Below are 19231 nucleotides of genomic sequence, written 5' to 3' on the forward strand. Positions count from 1 at the left end.
TTCGCGGCTCGGGAAGGCTCCAACACAAACACAACCACTGCCACTCACGCCGGTACGTGCACCGCCTCCACCCGGCTCGCCACCAGCCGCTCCCGCTCCAGCCGCGCCGCCCGGCCCTTGAGCCGCAGGATCTGCACGATCCCCAGCGCCTCCAGGACGAAGACCGACGAGAACGCGATCCGGTAGTCGCCCCCGGTCGCGTCCAGCAGCATCCCGACCGCCAGCAGCGTGGTCATCGACGCCGTGAACCCGCCGACGTTGACGATGCCCGAGGCCGTGCCCTGGCGTTCCGGCGGGTTCGCCGGGCGGGCGAAGTCGAAGCCGATCATCGACGCGGGCCCGCCCGCGCCGAGGACCGTGCAGAGGGTGATCAGCAGCCACATCGGGGCGTGGTCCGCCGGATACGCCAGGGTCGCGGCCCACACCAGCGCGGTGACACCGACCGTGCCCAGGACGAGCGGGACCCGGGCCGCGTGATGGCGGGCGATGATCTGCCCGTACACCAGCCCCACCACCATGCTCACCAGGACCACCAGCGTCAGCAGCGAACCGGCCGTGTCCCGCGCGAGCCCCTGGGCCTCGATCAGGAACGGCATCCCCCACAGCAGCATGAAGACCATCGCGGGGAACTGGGTGGTGAAGTGCGTCCACATCCCCAGCCGGGTGCCCGGCTCGCGCCAGGAGAGGGCGATCTGCCGGCGCAGGAAGGCCCGGCCCCGGTGCGGCGGCGGCGCGGCGGCCACTCCGTCCCCGGGCTGGTCCTTCAGGAAGAACACGACGAGCACCAGGGCCACCGCGCCGGCCACCGAACTGCCCGCGAAGGTCGCCGTCCACCCCACGTCCTGGAGCAGCCGGGCGACCACGACGGTGGAGACGAGGTTGCCCAGCATCCCGAAGACGGCCGCGACCTGCGCGATCAGCGGTCCGCGCCGGGCCGGGAACCAGCGGCTGCCCAGCCGCAGCACGCTGATGAACGTCATCGCGTCGCCGCAGCCGAGCAGGGCGCGGGAGGCCAGTGCCATGCCGTACGAGGGGGAGAGCGCGAAGCCGAGCTGCCCGAGGGTGAAGAGCGCGGCCCCGATGGTGAGCACCTTCCTGGTGCCGAGCCGGTCCACCAGCAGCCCCACGGGGATCTGCATGCCCGCGTACACCAGCAGTTGGAGGATGGAGAAGGTGGAGAGCGCGGAGGCGTTGACGCCGAAGCGGTCGGCCGCGTCCAGGCCGGCCACCCCGAGCGAGGTGCGGAAGATGATGGCGACGAAGTAGACGCCCGCGCCGACCCCCCAGACCACCAGGGCCCGGCGGCCGCCCGGAGGGTCGCCGGGCAGGACGCCCGGGCCGGGTATCGCGCCCGGGGCGCTCACCGGACCTCGCCCCGGGCCAGCGTGGAGAACCAGCCGACGTGCCGGCGGACCAGGGCCGCCGCACGCTCCGCGTCCCCGTCCCGCAGCGCCTGGAGGATCTCGCCGTGCTCGGCGACGTTCTTCGCGATCCGGTCGGGATGGGCGTGCATGACGGCCACCCCCATTCTCAGCTGGCGGTCTCTGAGCTGGTCGTAGAGGCGGGAGAGGATCTCGTTGCCGCCGTGGCGGACGATCTCCGCGTGGAAGAGGCGGTCGGTGACGGCCGCGCCCGCGAGATCGCCGTCGGCGCCCTGGCGGCGCTGCTGCTCCAGCAGTTCCGCGAGCCGGGCGATCAGCCGGGGCGGTGCCGGGACGGCCTTGCGGGCCGCGTGCTCCTCGACCAGCAGCCGGGTCTCCACCACATCGGCGATCTCCTGCGCGGAGACGGCGATGACCAGCGCCCCTTTCTTCGGATAGAGCTTGATCAGCCCCTCGACCTCCAGTTTGAGCAGCGCCTCGCGCACGGGGGTCCGGGAGACGCCCACCGCGTCGGCCAGCTCGCCCTCGGTCAGCAGGGTCCCGCCCTCGTAACGGCGTTCCAGGACGGCCTGCTTGACATGGGTGTAGACGCGTTCGGCGGCGGGGGCTGCGACATCCATGCACACAGCTTAGATACAAGACATGTCCAGGCCAATGGCCTGGGGCAACCGATCCAGGGGCCTTCCAGGCCCGCTCGGGCCTCCTCGGACCGGGGAGGCCCCCGGCCTGTTCGGGCCGGCTCAGGGGAAATCGGAAGGATGGTCTCCGATTGAGATGTACACCACGTATTACCGTGATTCCACATCCTTTCCATCCGACGGACCGTCAAAATACGGGGGCTCTCGTGTTGCCACGAGCGCCCAGCCCAGACATCGACGACGGACGTTCCTCGGAGTGTTTCCTTTGATACTGAACAACACGAGCGTGCGCAGAGCCGCCACGGTTGTCCTCACGGGCGGACTGCTGCTCACCGTGTCGCCCCTCGCCGCACCGGCGCAGGCCGCGGCCAGGCCCAAGCCGGTCATCAGCGGCGCGGGCGGCTATCTGATGGATCTGAAGACGGGCAAGGCCCTCTTCAGCAAGGGCGACACCACCCGCCGCCAGATGGCCAGTACCACCAAGCTCGTCACCGCCATCACCGTACTGACCACCAAGGGCGTCGACCTCAACCGCAAGGTCGCGGTCACCAAGACGCACGTGGACTACCAGAAGCGGGAGGGCGGCTCCCACGCCAAGATCATCGCCGGTGACAAGTTCACCATCCGCCAGCTGCTGCACGCCATGATGCTGGAGTCCGGCTGCGAGGCCGCGTACGCCCTCGCCGACGCCCTCGGCAAGGGCTCGACCCCCGCCACGCGCGCCAAGTCGTTCATCGGGATGATGAACAAGAAGGCCGTCGATCTGAAGCTGAAGAACACCAAGTTCGACTCCTTCGACGGCATCTCGCCGGGCGGCAAGAACTACACCACGCCCAGCGAGCTGACCAAGCTGGCGAAGTACGCCTTCGGCAACAAGACCTTCCGCGACATCGTGAAGGCCAAGGAGTACAAGGCCACGGCCACCGCTCCCAACGGCCGTCCGCGCTACTACACGTGGAAGAACACCAACCTGCTGCTCGGCTCCTACAAGGGCACGGTCGGTGTGAAGACCGGTACGGGCACCGCCGCCGGACCCTGCCTGGTCTTCGCGGCCACCCGGGGCTCCAAGACGTACATCGGTGTGATCCTCAAGGGCAAGGACGTCAGCACCCGGTACCAGGACGCCGCGAAGCTGCTGGACTACGGCTTCGGCTCCACCACCGCCAAGACGATGAAGCTGCGCTCGCTGCCGGCGGGCGTCCAGGCGGACTGATCCGCCCCGCGACCCGCGCACGCCCGGGGCCCGTGACACCATCCGTGTCACGGGCCCCGGGCGTTTCCGGTACGGCGGCGGTCAGAGCCAGGTGATCAGCCGCTTGGGCCGCTCCAGGACGGCGGCCGTGTCGGCGAGCACCCGGGAGCCGAGTTCCCCGTCGACCAGGCGGTGGTCGAAGGAGAGCGCGAGGGTGGTCACCTGGCGCGGCCTCACCTTCCCCTTGTGCACCCACGGCTGGAGCCTGATCGCGCCGACGGCGAGGATCGCCGCCTCGCCCGGGTTGAGGATCGGCGTACCGGTGTCGATGCCGAAGACACCGACGTTGGTGATGGTGATGGTGCCGCCCTGCATGTCCGCCGGGGTGGTGCGGCCCTCGCGGGCGGTGGCGACCAGACCGGCGAGATCCCCGGCCAGCTCCGGGAGGGTACGGGCGTGGGCGTCCTTGATGTTCGGGACGATCAGGCCGCGCGGGGTGGCGGCGGCGATGCCCAGGTTGACGTAGTGCTTGAGCACGATCTCCTGGGCGGCCTCGTCCCAGGAGGCGTTGATCTGCGGGTTCCGCTTGATGGCGACCAGCAGGGCACGTGCGATCAGAAGCAGCGGGTTGATCCGGAGCCCGGCGAGGTCCGGGTCGCCCTTCAACTCCTCCACCAGCTTCATCGTGCGCGTCACGTCCACGGTGACGAACTCGGTGACGTGCGGGGCGGTGAAGGCGGAGCCGACCATGGCCTGGGCAGTGGCCTTCCGTACGCCCTTGACCGGGATACGGGTCTCCCGCGCACCGGCGACGGACGGTTCCGGCGCGGCGGCCGGCGGGGACGCGACCGGGATCACCGGCGCGGGCTCGGGGGCCGCGGCCGCGTGGATGTCCTCACGGGTGATGATGCCGTCCGGGCCGCTCGGGACCACGGTGGTCAGGTCCACGCCCAGGTCCTTGGCCAGCTTGCGCACGGGGGGCTTGGCCAGCGGCCGGGAGCCGGTGCCCTGGCCGTTGAGCACGAGAACAGGGCTCGGAGCAGCCTGTTCCGGTACGGGGGCGACCGGCGCGGGCGCGGGTGCGGCGACGGGCACGGGCGCGGGCGCGGCGACGGGCACGGGCGCGGGCGCGGCGACGGGCACGGGCGCGGGCGCGGGTGCCACGGCGGCGGGCGCGGCGGCGGCTGCGGGAGCCGGCTGCTTGCGAGGGCGGCGCTTGGTGGAGCTCTCGGCCACACCGTAGCCGACGAGGACCGGCTGGCGCCCCTTGGGAGCCTCGTCCTCCTCTTCGGCCCGCACCACGGCAGCAGTGTCGGCACCGGCTCCGGCACCCGTGTCCACCGAGATGATCACCTGGCCGACGTCGACCGTCGTCCCCTCGGAGAAGCGCAGCTCGTGCACGGTCCCGTCGTACGGGATCGGCAGCTCCACCGCCGCCTTGGCGGTCTCCACCTCACAGACGACCTGGCCGTCGGTGACGGCGTCGCCCGGCTGCACGTACCACTTGAGGATCTCGGCCTCGGTCAGCCCCTCGCCCACATCGGGCATCTTGAACTCGCGGATCACAGCGGCCCTCCTCAGTACGCGAGCGAGCGGTCGACGGCGTCGAGCACCCGGTCGAGACCCGGCAGATACTCGTCCTCCAGCCGGGCCGGCGGATACGGCGTGTGATAGCCGCCGACCCTCAGCACCGGGGCCTCCAGATGGTAGAAGCACCGCTCCGTGATGCGAGCGGCGATCTCGGCTCCGGAGCCGAAGAAGACGGGGGCCTCGTGGACCACGATCAGCCGCCCGGTCCGCTCCACGGAGGACTGGATGGTGTCGAAGTCGAGAGGCGAGACGGAGCGCAGATCCAGCACTTCGAGGGAGCGGCCCTCCTCGGCCGCCGCGGCGGCCGCCTCCGTGCAGACCTTCACCATCGGACCGTACGCCGCGAGCGTCACATCCGTCCCCTGGCGCACCACACGAGCGGTGTGCAGCGGGCCCGGGATGGCCTCGGTGTCGACCTCGCCCTTGTCCCAGTAGCGCCGCTTCGGCTCGAAGAAGATCACCGGGTCGTCGCTCTGGATCGCCTGCTGGAGCATCCAGTACGCGTCCGACGGGTTGGCGGGCGACACCACCTTCAAGCCGGCGACGTGCGCGAAGAGCGATTCGGGGGACTCGGAGTGGTGCTCGACCGCGCCGATCCCGCCGCCGTAGGGGATCCGGATGACCACCGGCAGCTTGATCTTCCCCAGCGCCCGCGCGTGCTGCTTGGCGAGCTGGGTGACGATCTGGTCGTACGCCGGGAAGACGAACCCGTCGAACTGGATCTCCACCACCGGCCGGTAGCCGCGCAGCGCGAGCCCGATCGCGGTGCCCACGATCCCGGACTCCGCGAGCGGGGTGTCGATCACCCGGTCCTCGCCGAAGTCCTTCTGGAGCCCGTCGGTGATCCGGAAAACGCCGCCCAGCTTGCCCACGTCCTCGCCCATGACCAGGACCTTGGGGTCGGTCTCCAGGGCCTTGCGCAGGGACTCGTTGAGCGCCTTGGCGAGCGGCAGCCTCTGTACGGCCATGGTCAGTTGCCTCCCTCGGCGCGGTCGCCGTCCGCATTGCCCTCGGTGTCGGCGAAGGACGCCTGGTACGCGGCGAACTGCGCGCGCTCCTCGTCGACGAGGGCGTGCCCGTCGGCGTAGACGTGGTCGAACATCGCCATGTGGTCCGGGTCGGGCATGGCGCGCACGGCTTCGCGGACCCGCTTGGCCAGGACGTCGCTCTCCTCCTCCAGCGCGGCGAAGAAGGCGTCGTCGGCGTGGCCCTCCAGCTGGAGATGGGCGCGCAGCCGCAGGATCGGGTCCTTGGCCTCCCACGCGGCCCGCTCGCCGTCGAGGCGGTAGCGGGTGGGGTCGTCGGAGGTGGTGTGGGCGCCCATCCGGTACGTGAACGCCTCGACCAGGGTGGGGCCTTCGCCGTTGCGGGCGCGCTCCAGCGCCCAGCGGGTCACGGCGAGACAGGCCAGGACGTCGTTGCCGTCGACGCGGACGCCGGGGAAGCCGAAGCCCTGGGCGCGCTGGTAGATCGGCACCCGGCTCTGCTTCTCGGTCGGCTCCGAGATCGCCCACTGGTTGTTCTGGCAGAAGAAGACCACCGGGGCGTTGTAGACGGCGGCGAAGGTGAACGCCTCGGCCACATCGCCCTGGCTGGAGGCGCCGTCGCCGAAGTAGGCGACGACCGCCGAGTCCGCGCCGTCCTTGGCGACGCCCATGGCGTAGCCGGTGGCGTGCAGCGCCTGGGAGCCGATGACGATGGTGTAGAGGTGGAAGTTGTTGGCGCGGGGGTCCCAGCCGCCGTGGTTCACCCCGCGGAACATCCCCAGGAGATTGGTGGGGTCGACGCCGCGGCACCAGGCGACGCCGTGCTCGCGGTAGGTCGGGAAGACGTAGTCGTCGTCGCGGAGCGCCCGGCCGGAGCCGATCTGGGCGGCCTCCTGGCCCAGCAGCGAGGCCCACAGGCCCAGTTCGCCCTGGCGCTGGAGGGCGGTGGCCTCGGCGTCGAAGCGACGGGTGAGGAACATGTCCCGGTAGAGCCCGCGCAGCTCGTCGGCGCTCAGCTCGATGGTGTGGTCGGGGTGGTGGACGCGCGTACCGTCCGGCGCCAGCAGCTGCACGAGCTGCGGCTCGGCACTCTGCGTCTTCTTCGCGGCGCTCACCCGTTTGCCGCTGCGGCGCGGTTTGCGCGCGGCAGCACTGCTCTCCACGGTCACGTGCGTGCTCCTCCGTCGGTCCGGCCCCCCGGGGTCGCCGGGAGCCTGGGGTAGCCCCTGTCCGAGAACAGGGAGAGGCTCGCCCGCTCTCACCCGGTGCACGAGGGGTGGGCGCACCGGCGTCGAACGGACGTGACAGGCGCCCCCGACGAAGCCCTGTCAAAAGCACGTTACCCAGAAGGCGCCATTCCCGCGAAACCCCTATTGACCTGCGACTTTGCTTGGATTTCCAAGTAAATCCAGAAAAAGGGGAACATCGCTGGTGACAGTGCTGGTCACGGCCTTGCGGACCGTCGAGGACACGGGCAACCTATCTCGGCCACCCCGGGCACGGGAAGAGCCGGTGTGTGAGACTGCATTCGTGCGCGAAGAAGGAAAAATCACTGTATTCCTGCTGGATGACCACGAAGTCGTCCGGCGGGGGGTTCATGAGCTGCTTTCCGTCGAGGACGATATCGAAGTCGTCGGAGAGGCGGGGACGGCCGAGGACGCCATGGTCAGGATTCCGGCGACCCGGCCGGATGTCGCCGTGCTCGACGTCCGGCTGCCCGACGGCAGCGGTGTGGAGGTCTGCCGGGAGATCCGCTCCCGGGACGAGAACATCAAATGCCTGATGCTGACCTCGTTCGCCGACGACGAGGCGCTTTTCGACGCGATCATGGCCGGGGCCTCGGGTTATGTCCTGAAGGCGATCCGGGGGAACGAGCTGCTGTCGGCGGTACGGGACGTGGCGGCCGGAAAGTCGCTCCTCGACCCGGTGGCGACGGCCCGGGTGCTGGCGCGGCTGCGGGACGGGAACAGCCCCAAGGGTGACGACAAGCTGGCGGCGCTGACGGACCAGGAGCGCCGGATCCTCGATCTGATCGGCGAGGGGCTGACCAACCGCGTCATCGGCGAGAGGCTGCACCTCGCCGAGAAAACGATCAAGAATTACGTCTCCAGCCTGCTGTCGAAGCTGGGAATGGAGCGGCGGTCGCAGGCGGCCGCGTTCGTCGCGCGGATGCAGGCGGAACGGCAGCACCACTGACCGCCGACCACGGGCGCCGACCACCGGGCGGGCCCCGGTACGACCACCGGGTCCGGGCTGCGGCGCGTGCCGGTTACCCGGTTACCCGGTTACGGGACCAATGTCCCAGCGGACCAGGGGCCGCCGCCCCTTCCCCGGGAGCGTCCCCGGCCCGAGAGTGGTGGCCATGCCCATCGAGGAACCGCGCGCCGCCACCACCTTCGCACCGCGCGCCGTCGCCACCTTCGCACCGCGCGCCGCCATCGCCGTCACCGACGCCGTCGCACCGCTCGTCGCCGACGCCATCGCCGTCGCCGACGAGCCCGAGGAACTGCGCGGCGTACGGCTGCTCACCGGCGTCTCGTACGGCCGGCTCGCCACCAGCATGCGCGCGATGCCCTTCGTGGCCCCGGCCCGGCACATCGTGCGGGACGACCAGACCGTACTGCTCCGTATCCACCGGGGCTTCGGCTATCACCGCGCGTGCAACGGCAGCGTCGTCGCGTACGGCGCGGACAACTTCAACTCCGGCGGGCGGACCATGTGGTCCGTGCAGTTCACGGGCCTGGCGCAGATCGTCGTCCCGACGGAGGAGGATCTGCGGCGGTTCGGCGACGAGCCCCTCCGCGCGGACGGTGAGCGGTTTGAACCGGTCCATCTGCATATAGAACCTCAGTTCGTCACCGTCCACACCCTCGATTATCGCGAAGAGCAGCACAACAGACACTCTGAGTGATCTATCATTTGGTAAGTGCCGCGCTCATCTGTCATCGCGCCGCCGGTCGGTGCCCTGCTGCGCCGCTACGAGGACCCGGGGGAACCGCTCTCCTGTGAGCGGGTCACCGAAGGGCTCCTCAACCGCGGCTACCGCCTCGCCACCACCCGTGGTGCGTACTTCCTGAAACACCATCTCGACGGGGATCGGGAGACGATCACCCGCCAACACCACGCCACCCAGCGCCTCCAGGCGCTCGGGGTCCCCGTCGCTCCCCCTGTCGCGGACGCGCACGGGGAGACGGTCGCGGTGATCGGCGACCGTTGCTACGCCCTCCATCCCTGGATCGACGGCCGTCACCGCGACGGCTCCCATCTGTCCGCCTGCCAGTCCCGCCGCCTCGGGGCCCTGCTCGGGCTCGTCCACACCGGTCTGGAGCGGGTGATGCAGCGGGCCGAACCGCCCGCGGTCCCCCGCGCCCGCTCCCGTACCCCGCAGCAGGCGCCGCAACGGCGCTACACCCAGCAGTACTCCCCCCAGCAGTCCCGCCCCTACGACAGCGCCGACCCCGCGGAAACCCTCACCCTCATCGACGAACTCCTGGCGCTCTCCCGCGCCTCACGCCCCTACGACGTCTTCGACGCCCTCGCCGAACACCGGCTGCTGGAACGGCGGTCGCTGCTGGAGCGGTACGCGGACCACCGGCCGCCCCCGGCCCGCGCGGGCGGCTGGGTGCACGGCGACTTCCACCCGCTGAACCTCCTCTACCGGGGCACGGAACCCGCCGCGATCGTGGACTGGGACCGCTTAGGGGTGCAGCCCCGCGCCGAGGAGGCGGTCCGGGCCGCGGCGATCTTCTTCCTGCGCCCGGCGGGGGTGCTGGAGCTGCCCAAGGTCCGCGCCTACGCGCGCGCCTACCGCCGGGCGGTGGGGGCGGACGCCGCGGAGATGGCGGCGGCCGTCCACCGGGTCTGGTGGGAACGGCTCAACGACTTCTGGATACTGCGCTGGCGCTACCAGCTGCGCGACCGCAGGGCCGACCCGCAGTTCGCCGCGGTGTCGGCCCTGGCGGTGTGGTGGACCCGGGAGTACCGGGCGGTCCGGGACGCGTTCACCGCCTGATCTCCCGGCGGAGACATGGGCGGGCCCCGGACCGAGTGGTCCGGGGCCCGTTCAGCCTGCCCGGAGAATCACGGCGTGCCGGCTTCGCCCTCCGTGGCGCCGGTGGCCTCGCCCGGACCGCCCGGGGTGCCGCCCGGGTCGCCCGAGGGCTCGCCCACGCTCCCGCCCGGGTCCTCGCCGTCCGGCGGGCCGGCCGAGGTCGTCGGCTCCTGCGGCTCGGCCGGGCCCTCCGACTCGGTCGGCTGGTTCGTCGGCGACGGGTCGGTCGACTCCGTGAACGACGGCAGGGGCTGCTGCGGCGTGTAGCTCTTCTTGGGCCGCCAGGGTGTCTGGCTCCCCTGCTGCGGAGGCTTCGGGAGGTCGGCGCTCGCCGACTCGGTCTGCGAGGGCTCGGGCTCCTTCGGCGTGTCCTGCGACGGGGACTGGGAGGTCTTCACCGGGGGCTTCCGGTCGCCCGTGTCCGTGTCCCCCGCCTTGATCGCGTACGCGGTTCCGGCCACCACCGCGACCAGCGCCAGCGCGGCGAGCAGCATCTTCCCCCGCCGCCCGCGCCGCCGGCCGCCGCCGTGACCGCCCTCGTACCCGCCGTCGTCCGGGTTCATCGGCGGCAGGATCGGGCCCTGCGCCGTCTCCCCGTGGACCGGGTGCACGGCGGTCGCGCCCATCGGCCCGGGGCCGCCCAGCGCCGTCGTCGGCAGGGTCTCCTGCGTCGGCACGTAGCCGGTGTTCCAGCTGTTGGTGTGGCTGCCCTGCTGCTGAAGCATCTGGAGGGCGTACTGCACCAGACCGCGCATCTCCTCCGCGCTCTGGAAGCGGTCGTCCGGGTCCTTCGCCAGCGACCGCATGACCAGGCCGTCCAGCTCCGGCGGTACGACGTCGGAGACCTGCGACGGCGGCACCGGCATGTCCTGGACGTGCTGGTAGACCACCGAGAGCGGGGTCTCGCCGGTGAACGGGGGCCGCAGCGCCAGCAGTTCGTACAGCAGACAGCCGGTGGCGTAGAGGTCGGAGCGGTGGTCGACGGCCTTGCCCAGGGCCTGTTCCGGCGAGAGGTACTGGGGCGTGCCCATGACCATGCCGGTCTGGGTCATCGTCGTGGACGCGCCGTGCAGGGCGCGGGCGATGCCGAAGTCCATGACCTTGACGGCGCCGGCGTGGGTGATGATGACGTTCGCCGGCTTGATGTCGCGGTGCACGATGCCGTGCTGGTGCGAGTAGGCCAGCGCCTCCAGCACCCCGGAGACGATGATCAGCGCCTGCTCCGGCGGCGGGGCGTCGGCGTTGATCAGCAGGTCGCGGATGGTCCGGCCCTCGACCAGCTCCATGACGATGTACGGCACGGGCTGGCCGTTCACCACGTCCTCGCCGGAGTCGTACACCGCCACGATCGCGTGGTGGTTCAGCCCGGCGACCGACTGCGCCTCACGGGTGAAGCGGGCCTTGGAGACGGGGTCCTCGGCGAGATCCGCGCGGAGCAGCTTCACCGCGACGGTGCGTCCGAGCCGTACGTCCTCCGCCGCGAAGACCTCGGCCATGCCGCCGCGCCCGAGCCGGTGAGTGAGGCGGTAGCGGCCCTCACCGACCAGTCCGCCCGCGCCCCAGGCTTCCGCCGGATCCGGCACGCCGCCGCCAGCTTCGGGTTCGGGTGCCATCAGTCCTCGCCGTCGTGTCTGTGTGTTCCTGTGCCGTGTGGCCTCACGCTACAGCCTCGCCGTGACACCACCGCAGGAGATGGACCGCCGGGGAAACTGCTGTGAGCACGACCACGCGTATTTCGTGCCACATCTGTGACTCTCCCGGACCCGACCGCCGCGTACGGTCACCGCCGGGGGCGCGCGGCTTGACGTGGGGTGCCCCTCGGGCAGACTTGCCCCGTCAGAGGGACGGGCCCAGGGGGGATCGGCAGTCATGAGCCAGGACGGTGCGACGGGCCGCCACACGGGCCGTTCCCTCGCGGGTGGCCGGTACCAGCTGCGGGCCCTGCTCGGCGAGGGCGGGATGGCCGCCGTCCATCTGGCCTACGACACCGCACTCGACCGCCAGGTCGCGATCAAGACGCTCCACACCGAGCTGGGGCGCGAGCAGTCCTTCCGCGAGCGGTTCCGGCGCGAGGCGCAGGCCGTTGCCAAACTGTCGCATCCCAATATCGTCTCGGTCTTCGACACCGGCGAGGATCCGGCGGCGGACGGGTCCGGGCTCCCGACTCCGTACATGGTGATGGAGTACGTGGAGGGCCAACCGCTGGGCTCCGTCCTGGCGGCGGACGTCCGGCAGTACGGGGCGATGCCCGCCGAGAAGGCGCTCAGGGTGACGGCGGACGTGCTCGCCGCGCTGGGGACCAGTCACGAGGTGGGTCTCGTGCACCGGGACATCAAGCCCGGCAATGTGATGGTGACGCCGCGCGGCGTGGTCAAGGTGATGGACTTCGGCATCGCGCGGGCCCTCCAGTCGGGTGTCTCCTCGATGACGCAGACCGGGATGGTGGTCGGCACCCCGCAGTACCTGTCGCCGGAGCAGGCGCTGGGGCGGGGCGTGGACACCCGTTCCGATCTGTACTCGGTCGGGATCATGCTCTTCCAGCTGTTGACCGGGCGGCTGCCGTTCGACGCGGACGGCCCGCTGGCGATCGTGTACGCGCATGTGCAGGAGGAGCCGGTCGCGCCCTCGGGGATCAACCGCTCGGTGACGCCGGCGATGGACGCGCTGGTGGCGCGGGCGCTGCGGAAGAACCCCAACGAGCGCTTCCCGACGGCGGCGGCGATGCGGGAGGCGTGCGAACGGGTCCTGGCGGCGGGGCGGCCGGCGGCCCCGGTGATCGTCTCCGGTGGTCCGCCGGCGAGCGGGGCGGGCGTGGCATCGGCGGTCTTCCCGCCGGTGGGGCAGGGGTATCCGGCGCCCGCGTACCCGGGGACGCCGGGGCCGTACGGGCCGCCCGCACCGCCCGCGCACACCCCGATGGCGCCCATGCCCTCCGGTTACGGGCAGGGGCAGGGTCACGGTTACGGGCAGGGGCAGGGGCAGTACGGCTATCCGCAGGGCTCCGGAGGGCCCGTACCGCCGTATCAGCAGCAGCCGCAGCCGGGGACGGCCGGGATGGCTCCCGCGTACACCATCTCCCCGCCCCCGCCGTCCCCCTTCGACAACGCTCCGAAGAAGCGGACGGGGAAGAGGGTCGCGCTCACCGTCGGCGTGGTGCTGGGGGTGCTGATGGTGATCGGCATCGTGCGGGACGTGATGGGGAGCGACGACGAACCGACGGAACCGGACAACCTCCGCAACGATTCCGCACCCACCGCGCCGGGGCCGGGCACCAGGACGGGCGGGCAGGCCGGTGCGGATCCGGCGGTGGAGGGGCTGCCCCCGGACCGCAACCGGAAGATCGACACCGAGAAGTGCACCGACGCCCCGGAGGACACCGCCGATCCGGCGAAGGTGGCGGCGCCCGATCTGCTCTACAAGGACGTGCTGTCCGTCAAGGAGTGTCTGCGCTCGGCCGGGTGGAGCTGGCGGGTGATCGAGGTCGACAACCCGCAGTGGTCGAGGGATGCCGTGATCCGGCAGTTCCCGAGCCGGGGGACGGCCGTGACGCCGGAGCAGCAGGAGTTCGAACTCCACGTCTCCACCGGCAGGGCGGGCTGAGCCCCCTCCCCTCCCTCTTTTTCCCTTCCCTCCTTTTTCCCGCTGCCTCTTCCCTTGCTCTGCTCCCCACACCTCGGCAACTTTTCTCCCGAGATGCCGGATTCATCACCTCATGTGACGCTGAGTCCCACCGGCACAGCGGCCGGTCGGTACGGCCGCGCCCGGCGCTCAGCGTGATCGTCGGCCGCCCGCGCTCGTTGTGCCCGGTGCGCCACCGCCACCGCGCGCCCGCCGGATACGCGGGAGCGCGGGCGGGGCGCGTCAGCGCGTTTCGGTACGTTCGGTCGTTCGGTACGGGAGGGGGTCACCCGGTGACTCCAGGGCTGCGCACGCGGTGCGCGCTCGCGGTCGGCTCGGTCCTGCTGCTCGGCGCTCCCGGGACGGCGGCCGCGCACGACGAACCGGGGGCTCCGGCACCGGCCCGGCCCACGCCGTCCGCCTCGCTGGCCGGGCATCCGGCGGGCGAGGGCCGTACCCGCCCCGGCCGGCCACCGGCGACCGGGAGCCCTTGGCCGGCCCGGGAGTCGGGGGCGTCCCGCAGCTCCGGGGGGCCCACCGAGCCGGCCGACCCGACGGCCGCCACCCCCTCGGCGACGGTGTCCATGTCACAGTCCCGTCCCGGTTCGGCGTCGGGCCCGCCCACCCCCGGGGCCTCGCGGACCCCGGGATCCAGCCCGCCGGGGGACGACGGCACGGCGCCCGGGAACCGCGCCGGTGACGACGTTCCGGCGGACGCGGACGACCCGTGGGGCGCGCGGGACGCGGGCGGCGACCCACAGCCGACCTTCACCCCGCTGGACCCCGGCGCCGCACGCCAACAGGGGTACGAGGGCCCGCCCGAGCCCGTGCCGCACCGGATCTCACCGCTCTCGCTGGGCATCGGCATGGCCCTCATGGGGCTGGGGATCGGCTTCCTCGGCATCCGCATGAGACGTCGCTGAGGCAGCCACCGGGAGGTCGGCGGGACGGCCGCCGGCACCGTCCCGCCCCCTCCCTCCTCCGGCTCCCCTCCCCCTCTCCTCCTTGAGACGGATCCTGTGACATCCCCCTCCAGGCGGTTGGACGCGTTCGGCATACCGGGTATACATACTGAGTATGTCCATCCGCCACGGGCTGCTCGCCCTCCTTGAGCACGGCCCCCGGTACGGCTCCCAGCTCCGCACGGAGTTCGAGTCACGCACGGGAGCCACCTGGCCACTCAACGTCGGCCAGGTCTACACCACCCTCAACCGTCTGGAACGCGACGGCCTGGTCGCCCAGAGCGGCGAGGACGACGCGGGCCACGCCCTGTATGTCATCACCGACCCGGGCCGGGCCGAGCTGCGGAGCTGGTTCGAACGGCCCGTGGACCGCGAGAGCCCGCCCCGGGACGAGCTGGCCATCAAGCTGGCGATGGCGGTGGGCGCTCCGGGCGTCGACATCCGTGACGTGATCCAGTCCCAGCGCCGGCACACCGTGCGGGCGATGCAGGACTACACCCGGCTCAAGGCGCAGGCACTCGCCGCGATCGAGGGCGGCGGGACCCCGGAGCGGGACGACGTGGCCTGGCTGCTCGTACTGGAACAGCTGATCTTCCGGACCGAGGCCGAGGCCCGCTGGCTCGACCACTGCGAGGCCCGGCTCATCAGGATCGCCGCCGACGCCCGGGAGCGGGCCCGGCAGGAACCGGCGCCTCCGGCGGCTCCCGGACCGTCGTCGTCCCCCGCACCGGACGGCGACGAACGCTCCGGGGACGGGCGTACGTCGCTGCTCGCCGGGGTGGCGGCGGCCCGGCGCAGGGCCCGCCGGAACGCGTGACGGCAGCCGCCGCGCGGGCCCCGACCCAGGCCCCGCACCGGCTACCCACGCCGGGACCCGGCCCCTGACCAGGGACGGACCCCGGGCCCGGGCCCACGCCGGCCGTCGCCCCGTACGCGACCCGCACGGCACCCACAGCACCCACAGCACCCACGACTTGCCCATCACAGCACAGGCGACGCGACCGCGACCGCACAGCGGCCTTCGCACCCGCAGCCTCCGCGCCGCCGCCGCATCCACATCCGTACCCGTACCCGTACCCGTACCGGCTCCGCCCGTCCGGAGCCGTCCGCTCTACACCAGCCCACAGGGGGGCGCCATGTCCGCATCGACATCACACCAGTCACACGGATCGCATCAGAACCTTCAGTCTCAGCGGCCCGTGCTCCAGCTCCAGCAGGTGACCCGGGTCCACGGCAGCGGCGCCACCGAGGTGCACGCGCTGCGCGGCATCAACCTCGATGTCTTCCCGGGCGAACTCGTCGCCGTCATGGGCCCCTCCGGCTCCGGCAAGTCGACCCTGCTCACCATCGCGGGCGGACTGGATCTGCCGACGTCCGGCCGGGTCATGGTCGAGGACACCGACATCGCCGCCGTGAACCGCAAGACGCTCGCGGCCCTGCGCCGCCGCAGCATCGGCTATGTCTTCCAGGACTACAACCTGATCCCCGCGCTCACCGCCGCCGAGAACGTCTCCCTCCCCCGTGAGCTGGACGGCGTCTCCGCCCGCAAGGCGCGGGTCGAATCGCTGGCCGCCCTGGAGGAGATCGGGCTCGCCCATCTCGCCGACCGCTTCCCGGACGAGATGTCCGGCGGCCAGCAGCAGCGGGTGGCCATCGCCCGCGCCCTCGTGGGCGACCGGCGGCTCGTCCTCGCCGACGAACCCACCGGCGCGCTCGACTCCGAGACCGGCGAGTCGGTCCTCTCCCTGCTCCGCGCCCGCTGCGACGCGGGCGCCGCCGGCATCCTCGTCACCCACGAACCGCGCTTCGCCGCCTGGGCGGACCGGGTGGTCTTCGTCCGGGACGGCTCCATGGTCGACCAGACGGTCCGCAGCGACGCCGAATCGCTGCTCTCCGGGCGGGCGGCCGGACTGTGAGGAACTGGTACCACCCCTGGGTGGCCGCGGTCCGGATAGCCCGCCGTGACGCCTGGCGGGCCAAGGGGCGCAGCCTGCTCGTCCTGGCGATGATCGCCCTGCCCGTCATCGGGGTCAGCGCGGCGAACATCACCTACCGCAGCTCCCAGCTCACGCCCCAGGACAAGCTGGAACGGGTGCTCGGCGATGCCGACGCCCTGCTCACCGATGCCGGGGTCGGAGGGGAGGCCCTGTTCCAGGACCCGCAGAACGAGCGCAACTCGGTGGCCCGCGAGATCGGGGACGACGACGAGTACCCCAGCGGTTCGACCGATGTGCGCAAGGCCCTGCCCGCCGGAGCCACCGCGCTCAGCAGCACGCTGGGCGGGGGCAAACTGAGCACCAAGCACGGTCTGCTGTCCGCGAGCATCCGCGAGCTGAAGGCGGCGGACCCCATGGTCGCCGGCATGATGCCGCTGGTCGACGGGCGGTTCCCGAAGACCGCCGACGAGGTCGCGGCGACCACGTTCTTCCTGGAGAACAGCGGGCTGAAGGTGGGCTCCACGCTCAAGGCCCGCCATCTGGACCGCGAGTACACGATCGTCGGCTCCTACGAGCTGCCGAGCGCGCTGAAGACCAACGAGGTCAACGCCCTTCCCGGCGCGCTGATCGCGCCCCTGGACCGGGCCATGAGAGCAGCCGGGCTGCCCGTCGGCACCGAGCCCAGCACCTCCTACCTCGTCAAGATCGACGGCGGTTTCACGTGGAACCACGTCCAGGCGGTCAACAAGAAGGGCGTGCTCGCCACGTCCCGTTCCGTGATCCTCTCCCCGCCGCCGGACTCCGAGATCCCGCTCTACGCGAAGGACGGCAAGCCCTCGGCCGAGCAGTACACCGACGAGGTCGCCCTGACCATCGCCGCCACCGTGATGCTCCTCGCGCTGCTGGAGATCTGTCTGCTCGCGGGCCCGGCCTTCGCCGTCGGCGCGCGGCGCTCGCGGCGCCAGCTCGGTCTGGTGGGGGCCAACGGCGGTGACCGCCGCCATATCCGGGCGATCGTGCTCTCCGGCGGACTGGTGATCGGTCTGGCGGCCGCCGTGGTCGGCACCGTGCTGGGCATCGCGCTCACCCTGGTGGCACGGCCCTGGCTGGAGGAGTACGTCGGGGAGCGGTTCGGGTCCTTCCAGATGCGGCCGACGGAGCTGCTGGCCATCGCGCTGCTCGCCGTCGGCACCGGCCTCGCGGCGGCGCTGCTGCCGGCCGTCAACGCCTCCCGCCAGCCCGTCCTGGACTCCCTCACCGGCCGTCAGGGCATCCGCCGCAGCAACCGTGTCCTGCCGCTGGTCGGGCTGGTCGCCGTCGTCGCGGGTGCGGCCATCGCGCTCTTCGGCTTCATGATCTTCGAGGAGTTCCTGCTGATCGCGGCCGGAAGCGTCATCGCCGAGCTGGGTGTGGTCGCCATGACCCCGGCACTGGTGGGGATGTTCGGCCGGATCGGGCGCTTCCTGCCGCTGGCCCCGCGCCTGGCGCTGCGGGACGCGGTCCGCAACCGGGGCCGTACGGCACCGGCGGTGGCTGCGGTCCTGGCCGCCGTCGCCGGAACGGTCGCCGTCGCCACGTACGCCGCCAGCTCCGAGGCCGCCGACCGGGCCGAGTACACGGCCTCGCTGCCCCATGGGTCGGTCGCCGTGACCCTGCTGGCGGAGGGGTCGTCGCGGCACGCGGCCGCGGTGCGCGATGCCGTGCAGAAGGAGTTCCCCGTCACCGTGCGGGCCGACATGGACCGGATCGCGGTGGGCAACCCCAACTGTTCGATCCACGGCTCCGGTGCGCCCGACGCGGGCTGCGGACGGTACGAGCTGATCACGCCGCCGGCCAACGAGTGCCCGCTCGACAAGGTCGACCCGGCGCGGCCGGACGAGGAGCCCGCCGCGAAGTTCTCCCCCGCCGAGCGCAACAAGATGCGGCAGGAGGACTGGCGCTGCGAGGAGGGGCCGAGTGCCTATGTCGACGCCGATGTGGTGATCGGCGACGCGAAGCTGCTCAAGGTGCTGCGGATCGAGGACCCGGCCGCCGAGAAGGCCCTGAACGCGGGGAAGCCGCTGGTCTTTGACCGCGCCCACCTCGACACCAAGGGCAGCATCGGCATCCGGCTGATCACGGATATCGAAGCCGCCGACAAGGCCCGGGAGGAGTACCGGGACCCGCCCGGCAGGATCGTCACCCTCCCGGCGCACCGGATGGGCGACAAGGCCGAGGCGTACGGCATCCGCGTGATCATGCCGGCCGCCACCGCGAAGGCCGAGAAGATCGACACCACCGGCTACGGCGCGTACTACGCCCTGGACCGGCTGCCCCGGACCGAGGAGGAGCAGCGGCTCGACAAGTCGCTGTCCACGATCGGGGCCGATGAGCGCCTGTTCGTCGAGAAGGGTTTCCAGAGCGAGACCAAGGTGATGATGCTGGCCCTGGCGCTCTTCGCCGGGCTGGTCACGATCGGTGCCGCCGGTATCGCCACGGGGCTCTCCCAGGCGGACGCCGAGGCCGATCTGCGGACGCTGGCGGCGGTCGGCGCCCCGGCGGGGGTGCGCAGGACGCTGAGCGCCTTCCAGTGCGGGGTGGTGGCCGCGATGGGTGTGGTGCTGGGCTCGGTGGCGGGCGCGCTGCCCGCCCTGGGCCTGGTCCTCTCCGAGCGCCACCGGGCCATGACCGAGTGGGAGAAGGCCGTCGACCTCGGGTACTCCACGCTCGCCGACAAGCCGTACTTCCCGATCGAGGTCCCCTGGCCGACGCTGGCGGTGCTGCTGATCGCCGTACCGGTCGGAGCCGCGCTGCTGGCGGCGGTGGTGACCCGCTCGCGGGGCGCCCTGTCCCGCCGTGCGGCGGCCTGACCCGGGTCGCCTGCGGTTTTGTGCCC

15 protein-coding genes are annotated in these 19231 nt (G+C 71.9%); 9 read left to right on the top strand and 6 right to left on the bottom strand.

Annotated features, from left to right (window positions below; genetic code table 11):
* Nucleotides 1-44 precede the first annotated feature (44 nt).
* Entirely contained in the window at nt 45-1364 is a 1320-nt protein-coding gene (locus tag SYYSPA8_RS20380) for an MFS transporter (protein ID WP_407706039.1), read from the bottom strand.
* Nucleotides 1361-2002 carry a GntR family transcriptional regulator gene (locus SYYSPA8_RS20385; RefSeq protein ID WP_323448666.1) on the bottom strand — a complete coding sequence of 214 codons (642 nt, stop codon included), beginning with the start codon at nt 2000-2002 and terminating at the stop codon, nt 1361-1363. Before SYYSPA8_RS20385 ends, SYYSPA8_RS20380 begins: the two co-directional genes overlap by 4 nt.
* Nucleotides 2003-2306: 304 nt before the next feature.
* Between SYYSPA8_RS20385 and SYYSPA8_RS20390 the strand changes: the two genes are divergently transcribed.
* Entirely contained in the window at nt 2307-3233 is a 927-nt protein-coding gene (locus SYYSPA8_RS20390) for a D-alanyl-D-alanine carboxypeptidase family protein (RefSeq protein WP_323448667.1), read from the top strand.
* A gap of 81 nt (nt 3234-3314) precedes the next feature.
* On the opposite strand, the gene SYYSPA8_RS20395 is transcribed toward SYYSPA8_RS20390, so the two are convergent.
* Genes SYYSPA8_RS20395 through pdhA form a run of 3 tightly spaced genes read right to left on the bottom strand, consistent with a single transcriptional unit; the run spans nt 3315 to nt 6957 of the window.
* On the bottom strand, nt 3315-4760 hold the full coding sequence (locus SYYSPA8_RS20395) for a dihydrolipoamide acetyltransferase family protein (protein WP_323448827.1): 1446 nt from the start codon (nt 4758-4760) through the stop codon (nt 3315-3317).
* A gap of 29 nt (nt 4761-4789) precedes the next feature.
* The gene (locus SYYSPA8_RS20400; RefSeq protein WP_323448668.1) at nt 4790-5770 is read right to left on the bottom strand and encodes an alpha-ketoacid dehydrogenase subunit beta; all 981 of its coding nucleotides are present in this window, start codon (nt 5768-5770) and stop codon (nt 4790-4792) included.
* Between the two features lie 2 nt (nt 5771-5772).
* Nucleotides 5773-6957 (bottom strand): pyruvate dehydrogenase (acetyl-transferring) E1 component subunit alpha, encoded by a 1185-nt coding sequence (gene pdhA / locus SYYSPA8_RS20405; protein WP_323448669.1) that lies wholly within the window; start codon nt 6955-6957, stop codon nt 5773-5775.
* A 361-nt stretch (nt 6958-7318) separates the two neighbouring features.
* On the opposite strand from pdhA, the gene SYYSPA8_RS20410 reads away from it, so the two are divergent.
* The 3 genes from SYYSPA8_RS20410 to SYYSPA8_RS20420 all read left to right on the top strand — a co-directional run bounded on the left by SYYSPA8_RS20410 (nt 7319) and on the right by SYYSPA8_RS20420 (nt 9800).
* Nucleotides 7319-7984: a response regulator transcription factor gene (locus SYYSPA8_RS20410; RefSeq protein ID WP_323448670.1), complete on the top strand. Its 666-nt coding sequence runs from the start codon at nt 7319-7321 to the stop codon at nt 7982-7984.
* Nucleotides 7985-8150: 166 nt separating this feature from the next.
* Nucleotides 8151-8699, top strand: a complete 549-nt coding sequence (locus SYYSPA8_RS20415; protein WP_323448671.1) for a pyridoxamine 5'-phosphate oxidase family protein — start codon at nt 8151-8153, stop codon at nt 8697-8699.
* A 15-nt stretch (nt 8700-8714) separates the two neighbouring features.
* Entirely contained in the window at nt 8715-9800 is a 1086-nt protein-coding gene (locus SYYSPA8_RS20420; RefSeq protein WP_323448672.1) for a phosphotransferase, read from the top strand.
* A 68-nt stretch (nt 9801-9868) separates the two neighbouring features.
* Here SYYSPA8_RS20420 and SYYSPA8_RS20425 read toward each other — a convergent pair whose 3' ends face one another.
* Nucleotides 9869-11452: a protein kinase domain-containing protein gene (locus tag SYYSPA8_RS20425; protein WP_323448673.1), complete on the bottom strand. Its 1584-nt coding sequence runs from the start codon at nt 11450-11452 to the stop codon at nt 9869-9871.
* A gap of 256 nt (nt 11453-11708) precedes the next feature.
* On the opposite strand from SYYSPA8_RS20425, the gene SYYSPA8_RS20430 reads away from it, so the two are divergent.
* The 5 genes from SYYSPA8_RS20430 to SYYSPA8_RS20450 all read left to right on the top strand — a co-directional run bounded on the left by SYYSPA8_RS20430 (nt 11709) and on the right by SYYSPA8_RS20450 (nt 19205).
* The gene (locus SYYSPA8_RS20430; protein ID WP_323448674.1) at nt 11709-13439 is read left to right on the top strand and encodes a protein kinase domain-containing protein; all 1731 of its coding nucleotides are present in this window, start codon (nt 11709-11711) and stop codon (nt 13437-13439) included.
* Between the two features lie 311 nt (nt 13440-13750).
* Complete coding sequence (locus tag SYYSPA8_RS20435) at nt 13751-14380, top strand: hypothetical protein (protein ID WP_323448675.1); 630 nt, start codon at nt 13751-13753, stop codon at nt 14378-14380.
* Nucleotides 14381-14534: 154 nt separating this feature from the next.
* Complete coding sequence (locus SYYSPA8_RS20440) at nt 14535-15236, top strand: PadR family transcriptional regulator (protein WP_323448676.1); 702 nt, start codon at nt 14535-14537, stop codon at nt 15234-15236.
* A gap of 319 nt (nt 15237-15555) precedes the next feature.
* Nucleotides 15556-16335, top strand: coding sequence for an ABC transporter ATP-binding protein (locus tag SYYSPA8_RS20445; RefSeq protein ID WP_323448677.1), 780 nt, complete (start codon nt 15556-15558; stop codon nt 16333-16335).
* Nucleotides 16332-19205: an ABC transporter permease gene (locus tag SYYSPA8_RS20450; RefSeq protein WP_323448678.1), complete on the top strand. Its 2874-nt coding sequence runs from the start codon at nt 16332-16334 to the stop codon at nt 19203-19205. The genes SYYSPA8_RS20445 and SYYSPA8_RS20450 overlap by 4 nt, the downstream gene beginning before the upstream one ends.
* Nucleotides 19206-19231 lie beyond the last annotated feature (26 nt).

Origin of the sequence: Streptomyces yaizuensis, from assembly GCF_034961445.1 — a bacterium.
Taxonomy (GTDB): domain Bacteria; phylum Actinomycetota; class Actinomycetes; order Streptomycetales; family Streptomycetaceae; genus Streptomyces; species Streptomyces yaizuensis.